12 protein-coding genes are annotated in these 13,491 nt (G+C 66.7%); 3 read left to right on the top strand and 9 right to left on the bottom strand.

The window, feature by feature from the left end; genetic code table 11:
• Nucleotides 1-503 precede the first annotated feature (503 nt).
• Nucleotides 504-1,022 (top strand): hypothetical protein, encoded by a 519-nt coding sequence (locus NG697_RS09965; protein ID WP_252599846.1) that lies wholly within the window; start codon nucleotides 504-506, stop codon nucleotides 1,020-1,022.
• A gap of 656 nt (nucleotides 1,023-1,678) precedes the next feature.
• On the opposite strand, the gene NG697_RS09970 is transcribed toward NG697_RS09965, so the two are convergent.
• The 6 genes from NG697_RS09970 to NG697_RS09995 all read right to left on the bottom strand — a co-directional run bounded on the left by NG697_RS09970 (nucleotide 1,679) and on the right by NG697_RS09995 (nucleotide 8,006).
• Nucleotides 1,679-1,879, bottom strand: a complete 201-nt coding sequence (locus NG697_RS09970; protein WP_252599845.1) for a hypothetical protein — start codon at nucleotides 1,877-1,879, stop codon at nucleotides 1,679-1,681.
• A 195-nt stretch (nucleotides 1,880-2,074) separates the two neighbouring features.
• Nucleotides 2,075-3,526 carry an aldehyde dehydrogenase (NADP(+)) gene (locus NG697_RS09975; protein WP_252599844.1) on the bottom strand — a complete coding sequence of 484 codons (1,452 nt, stop codon included), beginning with the start codon at nucleotides 3,524-3,526 and terminating at the stop codon, nucleotides 2,075-2,077.
• 48 nt (nucleotides 3,527-3,574) lie between these two features.
• Complete coding sequence (locus tag NG697_RS09980) at nucleotides 3,575-4,684, bottom strand: mandelate racemase/muconate lactonizing enzyme family protein (protein WP_252599843.1); 1,110 nt, start codon at nucleotides 4,682-4,684, stop codon at nucleotides 3,575-3,577.
• Nucleotides 4,684-5,589 carry a 5-dehydro-4-deoxyglucarate dehydratase gene (locus NG697_RS09985; RefSeq protein ID WP_252599842.1) on the bottom strand — a complete coding sequence of 302 codons (906 nt, stop codon included), beginning with the start codon at nucleotides 5,587-5,589 and terminating at the stop codon, nucleotides 4,684-4,686. The genes NG697_RS09980 and NG697_RS09985 overlap by 1 nt, the downstream gene beginning before the upstream one ends.
• Nucleotides 5,586-6,554, bottom strand: coding sequence for an NAD-dependent epimerase/dehydratase family protein (locus NG697_RS09990; RefSeq protein WP_252599841.1), 969 nt, complete (start codon nucleotides 6,552-6,554; stop codon nucleotides 5,586-5,588). The genes NG697_RS09985 and NG697_RS09990 overlap by 4 nt, the downstream gene beginning before the upstream one ends.
• A 27-nt stretch (nucleotides 6,555-6,581) precedes the next feature.
• Complete coding sequence (locus tag NG697_RS09995; RefSeq protein ID WP_252614093.1) at nucleotides 6,582-8,006, bottom strand: Gfo/Idh/MocA family oxidoreductase; 1,425 nt, start codon at nucleotides 8,004-8,006, stop codon at nucleotides 6,582-6,584.
• A gap of 308 nt (nucleotides 8,007-8,314) precedes the next feature.
• Between NG697_RS09995 and NG697_RS10000 the strand changes: the two genes are divergently transcribed.
• Nucleotides 8,315-9,349 (top strand): LacI family DNA-binding transcriptional regulator, encoded by a 1,035-nt coding sequence (locus NG697_RS10000; RefSeq protein WP_252612102.1) that lies wholly within the window; start codon nucleotides 8,315-8,317, stop codon nucleotides 9,347-9,349.
• Between the two features lie 42 nt (nucleotides 9,350-9,391).
• Here the strand turns inward: NG697_RS10000 and NG697_RS10005 are convergent, their stop codons facing one another.
• Nucleotides 9,392-10,099: a FadR/GntR family transcriptional regulator gene (locus tag NG697_RS10005; protein ID WP_252614094.1), complete on the bottom strand. Its 708-nt coding sequence runs from the start codon at nucleotides 10,097-10,099 to the stop codon at nucleotides 9,392-9,394.
• A 96-nt stretch (nucleotides 10,100-10,195) separates the two neighbouring features.
• On the opposite strand from NG697_RS10005, the gene NG697_RS10010 reads away from it, so the two are divergent.
• Nucleotides 10,196-11,533 carry an alpha-hydroxy acid oxidase gene (locus tag NG697_RS10010; protein WP_305884351.1) on the top strand — a complete coding sequence of 446 codons (1,338 nt, stop codon included), beginning with the start codon at nucleotides 10,196-10,198 and terminating at the stop codon, nucleotides 11,531-11,533.
• Nucleotides 11,534-11,616: 83 nt separating this feature from the next.
• Here NG697_RS10010 and NG697_RS10015 read toward each other — a convergent pair whose 3' ends face one another.
• Both NG697_RS10015 and NG697_RS10020 read right to left on the bottom strand, forming a co-directional pair.
• Nucleotides 11,617-12,159, bottom strand: a complete 543-nt coding sequence (locus NG697_RS10015; protein WP_252603225.1) for an ArsR/SmtB family transcription factor — start codon at nucleotides 12,157-12,159, stop codon at nucleotides 11,617-11,619.
• Between the two features lie 79 nt (nucleotides 12,160-12,238).
• Nucleotides 12,239-13,450, bottom strand: coding sequence for an acetoin utilization protein AcuC (locus NG697_RS10020; protein ID WP_252614096.1), 1,212 nt, complete (start codon nucleotides 13,448-13,450; stop codon nucleotides 12,239-12,241).
• Nucleotides 13,451-13,491: the final 41 nt, after the last annotated feature.

Here is a 13,491-nt window from a genome sequence, read left to right on the forward strand (position 1 = left end):
CACCCGACTCGCCTGGGTCAGTGAGCGGCTGTGGCCGTCAGGGTGCGGGGCGACGGCGCCCGGCAAGCAGGACGGTGCCGAGCAGCAGCTTCAGGACGACGAGGCCGAAAATCGCGCCGTACAAGGGGTCGCTTCAGAAAAAGGAAAAAATCGTACGCTAAGGCCGCGTGGAGAAAAGTAACGGCTGGACCGCAGCTTGTCTATGGAAGCGGGCCAAAGTCCGTCCGTAGGGGAAACCTTGAGCGGAACGGGTTTTCATTCGCTCGCTTGGCATTGAGATCATAAGCGCCAAAGGACGCCTACCGGTTGATCAGTATACCCAGTCCATGGCCTTGTGCGAGTGGGCATGCCTCAACTGTTGGAGGCTCTGATTATTGAAGCCCAATTGCAGTCTGAATTCCCCAGGGCGGTGCACCACACAGTAACTCCTTGGCGGGTACTCAGTTGAACCTGTTATGTCGCAGGACATCGGTGACATAACAGATTTAGAAAAGAGATGTTCCATGAAAAAGCTTGTAGCCATCCTCGCAGCCATCGGCACGGCATTCTGTATCGTGTTCTCGGCCGCCGCGGCCAATGCGGCCGTCGAAGGACCATGTATTGGCGAAGTCCTCACGTCCACGAACTTGCAATGGGGCACCTGTGGCGTGACTCGGCCGGCTCATGCGTCGGCAACCATCAGCAGCGACGGTTTGACCGTCACCCTGAAGAAGGTCAATTCGGGACAAGTTGCTTCATTCTGGTCAAACAGCGAGGTGATGGAAGAGGGGTCCACCTCGGTGTGCGTCACCGTTTCGGTGGATATAACCGGCCGGGCCAGCGGGGAGCATCTGCTCACCTTGTCAGCCTATGAGTCGGTGACGTCCCAGACATTCCCCCTTTCGAGCGGGCTGCATGAGTACTGCGTCAATTCTGGCCCGGACGTAACCAATGTCCAGTGGCAGCTGCTCACCTATGTCGGCGACAAGCCGTTCGGTCGGGCAGTGGTAACTGTGACGCTGATTGGTGTCACCATCACATAATTTCTCTGCTGCACCACCCAAGGGTCCGCGTTCCTGGAACGCGGACCCTGTAAGGACTTATCCATGGGGCCAGGATGACGCCGAAGACGGCGGTTCAGGACACCAGCTGCGAGGATTCCGACGACAACGACACCCACCAGGATGGCGGCAAAGTCGAACGCTGCCTGGCCCAATGGAGCTAAACTGGCTGACCTGATACTTCGTGTCTGGTGCCGCGACTTGTGGGAACAGCGCCTTCCGCAGCTGGCGCGGCAGAGCTTACGGGGAGCTGCAGCTATGACACGGACTCATCCGGTCGCACCGCCGCCGAACTGCTGTGGGGGTTCGTAAGCCGGTCCCCCACCGGAGCAAACACTTCTCAAATTTCCGGATCGCGATCGCCACGTTTCCGCGGCCGGTCCATTCCCGTAAGACCCGCCCGCAAAAATGCCCGGTGAGGGAACCCTATACGGGACACATGAAGAAGGATGCTCGGGTGATGGCGATGTCCGGTCCCTGAATCGCTCTCCAGAGCATGCTGTGGCTCGGACTCGGCACGCGTCGCAGGAGGAAACCTAGGCAGCGTCGTATGGGGTGTCGAACAGAGTGACTCCCCATTCCGGGTTCTGCAGGACGATACCGGTCTCCCGTTGCACGAACTGGAGCGGGTCCTGGAGTTACATTGCCATCCGCTCCTGCTCCTCGTCCCACGGGAAGCCGCAGGCGCCCACAAAACTCTCCAGCGTTCCCGGATCAGGCGTGATGGCTTGGCCGACAATGGTGACTCTAAGCGCATATGAAGCGCAGGGGATCCGCACGGACATCCATGGACTGCCGCCCACGCTGGCGAACCTGATGGCGTAGTCGCCCGAGTCCACCCCCGACCGGAGGGTACGTCTGCCGGGACCATGGAGCCGGAAGTGAAGTACTGGCACACCAGCACTCCGTTGGTGAGAGCATCTTTCGGACCTTGACCTTAGCAGTCGCCGGCGCAGGCCAATGGCAGTGGCATGCCCCATCAAGGCAGAGATCAACCCTTCTAGTTGACCCCTGCCTTGATGGCCCGCGACCAGTTACGGAAGAAGCAGCTCACCGTCCACGCGGCGCGGGATGCCCAGCGGGTTGCTTTCGCGCAGCGCCGGGTGCAGCACCGTTTCCGGAGCATCCTGGTAGGCGACAGGCCGCTGGAAGCGGCGGACCGCCGTCGCGCCTACTGACGTGAACAGGGACGTGGTGGCCGGGTACGGGCCGCCGTGCTGCTGCGCCCAGTTCACTGCGACGCCGGTGGGCCAGCCGTCGAACAGGACCCTGCCGGCAAGGCCGGACAGTTGCTCCACGAGGCCGGCGACGTCCTCGCCCGGCCGGGCGAGGACAGTGGCGGTCAGGCTGCCGGGAACCTTGGCCAGGACCGCGGAGAGCTCTTCCTGGTCAGAGTATTCGATCAGCATCGTGGTGGGCCCGAAGCACTCCTCCAGCAGCTCGTCCGGGCGCTCCAGGACATTGGCGGCAGAGGTAGAGAACACCACGGGCGCGGCGCCGTCGCGGGTGGCGTCCTGGTCCGCGGTGCCGCTGACGATGGTCACGTCAGGCAGCGCGGCCACGTTGCGCAGGCCCTCCGGGTACGCGTCGGAGATCCGGGTGGTGAGCATGGCCGCCGTCGGCTTGTCCTTGCTGGCCTCAGCCAGTTCCGCAGCGAAGCCGGTGCCCGCCGGGATGAAGACCAGGCCGGGCTTGGTGCAGAACTGGCCGGCGCCCATAGTGAACGATGCTGCAAGTCCCGCCGCGAGCTGGCCGGAACGTTCGGCCAGCGCGGCCGCGGTGATGACCACCGGGTTCAGGCTGCCCAGCTCGCCGTAGAACGGGATGGGATCGGGCCGCGAAACCGCGAGGTCAAAGAGCGCCCGGCCGCCCGGGATGGACCCGGTGAAGCCCACGGCCTTGATGGCGGGATCCTGCACCAACGCGGTACCCACCTCACGGCCTGCCACAAGCGCAAACAGCCCCTCCGGCGCTCCGGCGGAACGCAGGGCTTCGGTGACCACTTCGGCCGTCCGCTCGGACAGCTTCAGGTGGCCCGAGTGGGCCTTGACGATCACCGATGAGCCCACCGCCAGGGCCGACGCGGTGTCGCCGCCGGCCACCGAGAACGCGAACGGGAAGTTGGAGGCCGAGAAGACGGCCACTGGTCCGATGGGACGCAGGATGCGGCGCAGGTCCGGCTTCGGCGGGGTGGCGGAGGGATCCGCGTGGTCAATCACGGCTTCGAGGTAGGAGCCTTCGGTGATCACGCGTGCGAACAACCGCAGCTGGCCGGAGGTGCGGGCCACCTCGCCGGTCAGCCGGACGGTGCCGAGGCTGGTCTCCGAATCGGCGATCTCCACCAGCTCGGCCACTTTGGCGTCCAAGGCGTCGGCGACGGCATTGAGCCAGCCTGCGCGCTCGGCGTCCGACGCGGCAGCCGCGATGGAGGCCGCCCGGGTGGCGGCGGCCGTGAGCTCGGAGAGGGAAAGGGTTGCAGTTGTCACTGGAAAGTCCTGTTCGTCATGTCTGCGGTCAGTCGTGATTGCGAGCTGTCAGGTCTGCGGGTTGTCCGTGAACCGGAAGCCGAGTCCCGGCTGGTCCGTAAGCGTGAGGCGGCTGTTGCTGAAGCGGACCGGTGCGGGCCCGGCCAGGATGCCCAGCTGTTCGAACGACGCGTCCTCCACGTCCTCCACCAGGGTGGGCTCCGCCAGGGTAAGGGCAAGCTGTCCGGACAGTTCCGGCAGCAGGTGCGGCATCACGCGGATGCTGTTGGTCCGGGCCAGCTCCACGATCCGCCGGAACGGCGTGATGCCGCCTACCCGGATGATGTTCGGCTGGATGATGTCCACCGCCTCCGCCTCAATGAAATCGCGGAAACGGTAGATCGTGTGCAGGTTTTCGCCCAAGGCGATGGGCACGGGTGAATGCTTCCGCAGCCTGCGGTAGGCCCAGAGGTCGTCCGCGCGGAGGGGCTCCTCGAGCCACTCCAGCCCGTACTCCGCGAGCACGTCCAGGGCCTTGAACGTGGTGGGCAGGTCCCACCGCTGGTTGGCATCGATCATAAGCTTCCGGTCCGGTCCGAGGACGGAGCGGACCGCGGCGACGCGCTCGGCGTCCTCGCGGATATCGGGCTTGCCCACCTTGATCTTGACGGCCCGGTGGCCCGCGGCAATCCAGCGCTCGGTCTGGGCCACCAGCTCCTCCAGCGTGTAGTGGAGGTTCACCCCTGAGCCGTACACCTCGGCGGACTCCTGCCGCTGGCCCAGCAGGCCCGTGACTGAAGTACCGGCACCGCGTGCCTGGAGGTCCCAGAGGGCAAGGTCGACGCCGGCCATGGCTATGGTGGTCAGTCCCCCGCCGCCGGCCTCATGCAGCCGCTTCCACAACGCGTCCCATACCGTCTCGGGATTGGCGGGCAGCCCCTCAACGAAGGGCGCGATGTCGTAGTCGAGGAGCGCTTTGACGGCCTGCGGGCCGATGGTGGGCGTCCACGAAAAACCGTGCCCCGCGCCGCCGTCGTCCGTCTGGATCTCCGTAACGATCACGTGGTTTTCCGGTGCCTCCACTCCCCAGCTGCGGCGCAGCGGGACAGTCAGGAGGCGGGTGGTCAGACCGGTAATGCGCGGAGCGGTCCGGACGGTTTCGACGGCGGGCGCACTCATCAGCGGCCGGCCAGCTCGTAGCCCTTGGCCAGGATGGACTTCAGCTGGAGCAGCTGGTCCTCGGTGGGGTCCACCAGCGGCGGCCGGACCGGGCCGACGGGAAGTCCGCCGAGCCGCAGGCCGGCCTTGACCAGCGAGACGCCGAAGCCGGGGGTCTGGTCCCGGAGCCGCACCAGCGGGGCGTAGAAACCCTCCAGCAGGGCGTTGCGGCGGTGCTCATCGCCAGAGACAAAGGCGTCGTAGTACGCCTTGGCGATCTCCGGTGCCATGGCGAACGCCGCCGAGGAGTAGAGCGGAATGCCCAGGCCCCGGTAGGCGCCCTGGGTCAGTTCGGCCGTCAGGAGCCCGTTGAAGAACGCGAAGTCCTCGCGCCCCGTGGCGCGGACCGCGGACACAATCTCCTGGGCCAGGCCCACATCGCCCAGCCCGTCCTTGAAGCCGATCACCTTGGGGTTGGCGGCGAGGCGGACCATGGAGGCGGCTGTGAACTTGGCGTTGCCGCGGTGGTACACGATCACCGGGAGGCTGCTGGCGTCCGCCACTGCCTCGATGTACGCCACCAAACCGTCGGTGGGGCCGGTGACCAGGTACGGCGGCAGGACCAGGAGTGCATCGGCTCCGGCTTCCTCGGCAACACGGGCGGCGGCGATGGCGTGCCCCAGCGGCCCGCCGGCTCCGGCCACCACTGGCACTTTACCTGCCACAACCTCGACGGCGGCGGTCACCACGGTGCGCACCTCGTCGATGCTCAGGGCGTGGAATTCGCCGGTGCCGCAGGCAGGAAACACGCCGCCGGGTCCGAACGGCAGCCTCGAACCGATGTGCTCCTTGAGGAGCTCCACATCCACGGTGCCTTCCGGCGTGAACGGGGTGACGGGAAAGAACAAAACGCCGTCGAATTTCATGATGTCTCCTTGGCATCGCTGCCGGCGCTTACCAGCGCGGCGGATGTCTCGTCGTTGAGGGTGGAATCGGTCTTCAGTTCGGTCCGCCAGCTGCGCTTGGGTTCCCAGCCGAGCAGTTGACGGGCCTTCGCGATGGAGAAGGCCGGGCTGGTGCCGGTCAGGCCGGCGGCGAGGGCCTCGCTTCCCGGCAGGAAGCGGGGCATCAGTTCGGCCAGCGATGCGGTGGCGAGGGCATCCGCGGCGCCCACAAAAAAGGTTTCGCCGTTCGGAATGGAGTCCATCTTCTGCAGGAGCACGTCCAGGAAATCGGCCACATCGCGAGCGTCCACGTAGTTGAACAGAGCGGGCGCGGACAGGGCAGGATCGGCCAGCCGTTCGGCCAGGGTATGGCCCTGCTGCGTGGGCGCGCCTTCCCATTCTTCCGGCGAGATGACGTAGCAGGGCCGGAAGGCGGCGTAGCGGATCTTCTCCCCCTGCGCCGCGGCAAACATCTGAACGGTCTGCTCGGCGATAAGTTTGGACAGCGCGTACGCGTTCCAGGGCTTTGGCGCCGTTTGCTCATCCAGCGGGAAGCTCGCGGGCAGCCAGCCCGCCGGGCAGCCGTAGCCCAGCACCGTGGGGCTGCTCGCCGTGACGATCTTGCCGATCCCCAGTTCCGTGGCCGCGCTGATGACAGCGTAGGCAAGGCGGGTGTTGGTGGCGAAGATGACGTCCTCCGGCGCGCTGAACGGAACGGCGATCGCTGCAAGGTGGATGACGGCGTCGGGCCTGGCCTCCCGGAGGAGGCGCAAAGCCTCGCCCGGGGCCAGCAGATCGCCGGTTTCCTGCACAACGCCGGCCAGCAACTGGTCCGCCGGGATGGCGTCGCGGTCCACCGAGATGACCTCGTGGCCCGCTGCCGAGAGCCCCGCCACGACGCTGCGCCCCAGACGGCCGGAGCCGCCGGTGACAAAGATCCTGCTCATGTTGGTTCCTTTAGGATTTCGGGCGGACTAGGCGTCGCGGCGAAGGTCTGCGCCGAGGTGGAGATCCTCGATGCGGACGGGAAGGGAGGACTCCAAGGAAAGGTTGCCGGCAATGCCCACGGACACGGAGCGGAGGCCGTCGAGGTATCCGGACGGACGGCCCAGCGGGTCCTCGCCGGGGCCGTTGAAGAGGTCGGAGAGGAGCAGGTCGTCGCCGCCGCCGTGGCCTCCTTCGCCGTTGACGATGGGCACCTCGTAGGCTGCTTCCCAGTGGCGCTGGACCACCAGGCGTTCACCGTTGCGGCGGACGGCGTCTTCCTCCTCGATGGGGGTGGCGCTGGGGTCCACCACGGTCTTCTTGTCCGTGCTGTTGAGGACGGCGGCACGTTCCACCACTTCAAGTTCGGCCCGGCCTTCGGTGCCGTTGACGGCCACGCGGTAGCCTTCCCACGGGCTGTGGGCGTTCAGGGAGTAGCTCAGGCGCGGGCCGCCCTGGTACTCCACCACGAGTGCCAGGTTGTCCTCGATGGTGATGCCGCCGGTGAAGACGTCCTGGTCGCGGCGGTAGCCGTCGTAGTGCTCGTTGTCCAGGAAGAGGGCCTTCAGGCGCTCATCCTCACGCAGGTCCAGCGCAAACGGATCCTTTTCGGCACTCGCCGGAGTGCCGGCGTCGGGCGTTCCACGTTCCGGACGGGGACCCAGGCCGCGCTCGGCGGCATTCTTGTCGCCGTAGAACTTGAGGCCACCGGAGGCGAACACGCGCTCCGGGACGTCGTTGATCCACCAGTTGACCAGGTCGAAGTGGTGCGATGCCTTGTGGATCAGCAGGCCGCCGGAGTTCTTCTTCTCGCGGTGCCAGCGGCGGAAGTAGTCGGCGCCGTGGACGGAGTCCAGGACCCAGCTGAAGTCGATGGAGGTGACCTTGCCGATTACACCGCTCTGGATGATTTCCTTGAGGGCGCTGTTGCGGGGTGAGTAGCGGTAGTTGAAGGTGACCACCACGTCGCGGCCGGTTTCTGCCACGGCCTTGGTGATGCGGCGGCAGCCTTCGGCGTCGATGGTGAGGGGTTTTTCGACGACGACGTCGGCGCCCGCCTCGAGCGCCTCCACGATGTAGTCCGCGTGCGTGTAGTCCGGAGTGGTCACCACAACACGGTCGATGTTGTTGGCCTGGATGTAGGCGGTGAGGTCTGCGGGGTCAAAGGAAGCGACGGGTCCGGGCGCACCGAGTTCCTGGATGAGCTTCTGGTAGAACTCCACGCGGCCGGGGTTGACGTCGGAGAAGGCCACCAGTTCCGCGGTATCAGCGTGCTTGCCGAAGATGGCCCGGATGTACATCTCGGAGCGGCCACCGGTGCCGATGAGGGCGATGCGGGCCCTGGTACTTGTGCCTGGCTCCGGCGCTGAAGTGAAGTCAGCGGTAGCAGAACTCGATTCGGCTGTGTTGACCATGAGGGTCCCTTTCGGAGGCTTCAATACTCGGCCGGACTGCGGCCGCTGGTGGTGCGCTGGGCTGTGGTACTGGCAAGCGAGAAAGCGTTTTCTCAGTGCTGCTACATGATTTCTATCAATAGACTCGCGGTCCCGTCAACCCTTATCCTCTCTAAGAGAAAGCGCTTTCTGACGGAAAGGCCTGTTTCTGCGGCGGCACAGCCCTCATCCGGCGCGCCGAACGAATGGAAACCGGTTTCCGAGAGCGTTGTATGCTGTCCCACGGGCGCCGGTAATCACGGGGACCGGGACTTACGAAAGGCAGGGCCATGGCCAGGAAATCGGCAACCGGCAGGATCGGCATTGCGGACGTTGCCGTGAAGGCAGGGGTTTCGCACGCCACTGTTTCGCGCGTCATGAACGGCAACTTCACCGTGGACCCGGACATCGCGGCGCGGGTGCGGGCGGCCGCCGTCGAGCTCAAATACCAACCCAATCCCGTGGGTCGCAGCCTCGCGCTGGGCAAGACGGACACCATCGGCATTGTGGTGCCCGACCTCGCCAACCCCACCTTCCAGGCGATCCTGCGCGGATTGAGCCGGGCCGCGGCGGAAGATGGCTACCGCGTGCTGATTGCCGATTCCTTCGAAGTCTCCAGCGAAGAAGCCATCCTGGCCGGCGAGGCCCGCCGGCGCTGCGACGGCCTGGTGCTCTGCGCCCCGCGTATGAGCGATGCCGAGCTCGAGGAAATCGCCCCGTCGCTGCACCCGCTCGTCCTGATCAACCGGACGACGGCGGCGGCCGGGATTCCGAGCCTCGTGGTGGACTACGGGCAGGGAGTCCAGGACCTCGCCGAGCACTTGGTGGGCCTCGGCCATACGCGCCTGGCCTTCCTGGCCGGCCCGGCAGGCAGCGCCTCCAACGGGCTCCGGCTCGAGGGCCTGGAGGCGTTCAAAACCCGGCACCCGCAGGTGGCCGTCACCATGCTCGACGGCGGCTCGGACTTCGATACCGGCCACGGGGCGGTGGACTCGGTCCTGGCCAGCGGCGCCACCGGCATCCTGGCCTTCAACGACCTCGTGGCCATGGGCCTGATGAGCGGCCTGCACGAACGCGGCGTGGACGTTCCGGGCGACATCTCCGTCACCGGCTTCGACGACATCCCGTTCGCCCGCTACACCACACCCACCCTGACCACCGCGGCGGTTCCGATTGCCGAGCTTGGCGGCCAGGCCTGGCGTGAACTGCGGGCACTCATCCGCAAGGAAGACCACGACGCCCCGGGCAGCCGGTACCAGCCGCGCCTGGAAATCCGGGCCAGCAGCGGGCCCGCCAAGGCGCCACGTACTGCGGCCCACGGCTGAGTTGCCCCGATTCCCTCCGCGAACTGCCATGTCGACGCCGGGTCAGCCCTCCGCCGGGCGCCCGACCCCGCCCTCGCGGTAGTACCCCTCGATGTGGGCAGCCACCAGTGTGGCCGCGCGCGCGCCGTCGTCGTTCCTGATGGCGGCCAGAATCTCCCGGTGCTCCGCCTGCAGGCGCGACGCTGTGGCATCCCAGTCCGGGAGATTGGCCGTAAACCGGGCGGTGTAGCCCTGGATGGATTCGCGCAGCGAGCCCATCATGGAACTGACCACGGCATTGCCGGCGGCGTCCGCGAGGGCCAGATGGAACCGGATATCCAGCGCCAGGAAGTCATCCGCCGTCCGGGCAACGCGTTCGACGGCGTCCATCTCGCCCAGGAGCGTGGCGGCCAGGTCCAGCTCCGGAGCGTCGGGCTTGGCCCGGGCAGCCGCCCAGGTCTCCAGCAGGATGCGTGTTTCCACGACGTCGGACACGGGCAGATGCTGCGTGGCAACGTGGAGCCGCAGCGCGGAGCCGAGCGCCGCCGTCGGATCCGAAATCACCACCGTTCCCGCTCCGGGGCCGGAGCCAACCCCGGCCCGGACCACGCCCATGGCCTCCAGGATCCGGATGGCCTCGCGCACCGAAGTCCTGGAAACTGCCAGCTGCTCGGCGAGCGTCCGTTCCGAGGGTAGGCGTCCGCCTACACTGAGCTGTCCGTCGGAGAGCTGCTTTTCGATCCAGGTCAGGACAAGCTGGTGCGTACGCATATCGCTATCGTAGTTGATGTGGTTGGACCACATAGCCTAGAGTGTGGTTAGACCACAGCCCGATCCCCTGCGCCAGGCCCACCAACGGAGGCAGCCATGACCCACACCATCCAGCCGAACAACCCCGAGGTCACGCCGGCCCCGGATGCCACGGACGTCCCGGCCTCCACCGCCACCGCGCCGAGTCCGGCCGCTTCAGCGGTGCCGGCTGCGCTGAAGCGCCGCATCCCCAAGTACTCGGACTTGGCCCCGCTGATGCAGTTCAAGAAGCCCGAGTTCAGCAAGGAAGCGCGGCTCAAGCGCGCCAGCACCATCTGGGACCTGCGGGACATGGCCAAGCGACGCACCCCGCAGGCCCCATTCGACTACACGGACGGCGCCGCCGAGGGCGAGATCACCCTGCGCCGCGCCCGCGAGGCCTTTTTGGACATCGAGTTCCGGCCCGGCATCCTGCGCAACGTCTCCAGCATCGACCTCAGCACCAACATCCTGGGCAAGCCGTCACGGCTCCCCGTGGGCATCGCCCCCACCGGCTTCACCCGCATGATGCAGTCCGAAGGCGAATACGCCGGCTCGCAGGCAGCAGAGGCCGCCGGCATTCCGTACACCCTTTCCACCATGGGCACGGCGTCCATCGAGGACGTGGCCGCCGCCGCCCCGAACGGCCGCAACTGGTTCCAGCTGTACCTGTGGACGGACCGCGACCGTTCGCTCGAACTGATCGAGCGCGCCGCCAAGGCCGGCAACGACACCCTGATGGTCACCGTGGACACCGCCGTCGCCGGCGCCCGCCTCCGCGACGTCCGCAACGGCATGACCATCCCACCGGCGCTGACCATCAAGACCGTCCTGGATGCGTCCTACCGCCCGGCCTGGTGGTTCAACTTCCTCACGCACGAGCCGCTGACCTTTGCCTCGCTATCCCGGTACACCGGGACCGTCGCCGACCTCATCAACTCGATGTTCGACCCCACGCTGACGTTCGAGGACCTGGACTGGCTGCGCGAAACCTGGAAGGGCAAACTCGTGGTCAAGGGCATCCAGACCGTTGAGGACGCCCGCAAGGTGGTGGACCACGGCACCGACGGCGTGGTGCTCTCCAACCACGGCGGCCGCCAGCTGGACCGCGCGCCCATCCCGTTCCACCTGCTGCCGGGCGTCAAGGAGGCCTTCACCAAGGACAACTCGGACGCGGCCATCATGCTGGACACCGGCATCATGAGCGGCGCCGACATCATCGCGGCACTGGCCCTGGGCGCCGACTTCACGCTGATCGGCCGCGCGTACCTGTACGGCCTGATGGCAGGCGGCCGGGCGGGCGTGGACCGCACCCTGCAGATCCTCGAGAAGGACATGGCCCGCACCATGGCGCTGCTGGGCGTAAGCAAGATCTCCGAGCTGACCCCGGACCACGTGCACCTGCTCAACAAGTAACGCTGCTCGCCCAACTAGGTAGCAGTAAGTGTCGTTTTGAGCCCTCAAAACGACACTTACTGCTACCTACTTTGGGTTAGGGGCTACTTTTTGCGGCCGAACTTGGGCAGATTCGGGAGGTTGGCCAGCAGGTCCGCGGCCTTTGTGGCGGCTCGGCCCACGGTGCGGCCGATCTGCTGCGGGACGGTGTCGTCGCTGAGCGGGGCCACGGTGCCGCCGGGAATCACGACGGCGGGGCTCAGTTCGGCGCCCGTGCGCTCGAGGACGGCGGCAGCGGCCACGTTGTCCGACAGCGGGGTAGCCACGGGCCGCTCGGTGCCGGCGTCCGCCTCCGCGCGAGGTGACTTGGCGACGGCGGCCGCCGGGCCGACGTCGAACGTCTCCAGCCAGCTGACGATCCCCTCAAGCGGTTTGGGGTTCAGCGCGTAGTAGCGCTTCTGGCCCTGCGCCCGCATGCTCACCAGCTGCGCCTCGCGGAGGACTTTCAGGTGCTTGGAAATGGTGGGCTGGCTCGCGGAGAGTTCTTCCACCAGCTCGCCCACTGCCTTGTCCCCGGCGCGCAGGGATACCAAAATGTCGCGCCGGGTTGCTTCCGCAATGACGGCAAATACGTCGTCTGTCACCATGCCTCCCACCCTAGCGACATATACGCCGCCAGGCATCAACTATTTCGCCCGTGACCGCCCCGCGTGGGTTGAAGAAGGATCAGTCGAACCAGGGATCAAGGCCGTGCAGCGGGAAAACGGCTTTGCGGGTGGCCATGACGGTGCGGTCCACGGCGTCGTTGGGGTCGAACCCCACTTCCCAGGACCGCCACCAGTGCTCCACGTCATCGCCCATGAGACCCGGGGTGTCCATGCCGAACTTGTCCGAAACATACGTGCGCCAATCCTCCGGCACCGGGGTCTGGAGCGGAACGGGACGCCCGGCGGCGATGGCGATCAGGTGGCTCCAGGAGCGCGGCACAACGTCGGTGACGCTGTACCCCCCGCCGCCCGTGGCGATCCAGCGGCCCTCGCAGTGCCGGGCAGCGAGATTCCCGACGGCGGTGGCCGCCTCACGCTGACCGTCCACACTGATGTTCAGATGGGCCAGAGGGTCACGCCGGTGCGAGTCGCAGCCGTGCTGGCTCACGATGACTTCGGGCTGGAACGCGCCCACGAGCTGCGGCACCACTGCGTGGAAAGCACGCAGCCAGCCGGCATCGCCGGTGCCCGACGGCAGGGCAATGTTGACGGCACTGCCCTCAGCCTGCGGACCGCCGATCTCGTTCGCGAAACCGGTCCCTGGGAACAGCGTGAGTCCGCTTTCATGCAGGGAAATGGTCAGGACCCGGGGGTCGTCCCAGAAGATGCTTTCCGTCCCGTCGCCGTGGTGCGCATCGACGTCGATGTACGCCACGCGGCGGATGCCGCCGTCGAGCAGTCTCTGGACCGCCAGCGCGGAGTCATTGTAGATGCAGAAGCCGCTGGCACGGTCGCGGGCCGCGTGGTGCAGGCCGCCGCCGAAGTTCACGGCGTGGAGCGCGGATCCGTCCAGGATGGCGGACGCAGCGATCAGCGATCCGCCGGCGAGCCTCGCGGCGGCGTCGTGCATGCCGGCGAAGGCAGGATCGTCGTCGGTGCCAAGTCCGCGGGCTTCATCCGGCGACGTCGGGTCATCGCTGACCCGGCGAACCGCGGCCACAAACTCAGGCGAGTGCACGGTTTCGAGTTCGGCATCGGACGCAACCTCCGGAGCCTCCACGGACACGTGCGCAAGGTCCAGCAGGCCGAGGCTGCGGGAAAGCCGGGCCGTCAGGTCCAGCCGGGCAGGAGCCATGGGGTGGCCCGGGCCAAAATTGTAGGCCGTCATGGCCGAATTCCACACCACCATCGTTGGTGGCGCGGGCTGGCTGAGACCGGGCAGGAATGTCATCAATGACAGGCTACCGGAGGACGCCACTGCCCCAGCCCGGC

The organism is Pseudarthrobacter raffinosi (assembly GCF_023913835.1).
GTDB lineage: Bacteria > Actinomycetota > Actinomycetes > Actinomycetales > Micrococcaceae > Arthrobacter > Arthrobacter raffinosi.

Excerpts from the sequence above, each read along its gene's own strand:
- NG697_RS10010 (WP_305884351.1), top strand. The coding sequence starts at position 10,196 with ATGACCCACACCATCCAGCCGAACAACCCCGAGGTCACGCCGGCCCCG.
- NG697_RS10000 (WP_252612102.1), top strand. The coding sequence starts at position 8,315 with ATGGCCAGGAAATCGGCAACCGGCAGGATCGGCATTGCGGACGTTGCC.
- NG697_RS09980 (WP_252599843.1), bottom strand. The coding sequence starts at position 4,684 with ATGAGTGCGCCCGCCGTCGAAACCGTCCGGACCGCTCCGCGCATTACC.
- NG697_RS09995 (WP_252614093.1), bottom strand. The coding sequence starts at position 8,006 with ATGGTCAACACAGCCGAATCGAGTTCTGCTACCGCTGACTTCACTTCA.
- NG697_RS10015 (WP_252603225.1), bottom strand. The coding sequence starts at position 12,159 with ATGGTGACAGACGACGTATTTGCCGTCATTGCGGAAGCAACCCGGCGC.
- NG697_RS09965 (WP_252599846.1), top strand. The coding sequence starts at position 504 with ATGAAAAAGCTTGTAGCCATCCTCGCAGCCATCGGCACGGCATTCTGT.
- NG697_RS10005 (WP_252614094.1), bottom strand. The coding sequence starts at position 10,099 with ATGCGTACGCACCAGCTTGTCCTGACCTGGATCGAAAAGCAGCTCTCC.
- NG697_RS09990 (WP_252599841.1), bottom strand. The coding sequence starts at position 6,554 with ATGAGCAGGATCTTTGTCACCGGCGGCTCCGGCCGTCTGGGGCGCAGC.
- NG697_RS09985 (WP_252599842.1), bottom strand. The coding sequence starts at position 5,589 with ATGAAATTCGACGGCGTTTTGTTCTTTCCCGTCACCCCGTTCACGCCG.
- NG697_RS10020 (WP_252614096.1), bottom strand. The coding sequence starts at position 13,450 with ATGACATTCCTGCCCGGTCTCAGCCAGCCCGCGCCACCAACGATGGTG.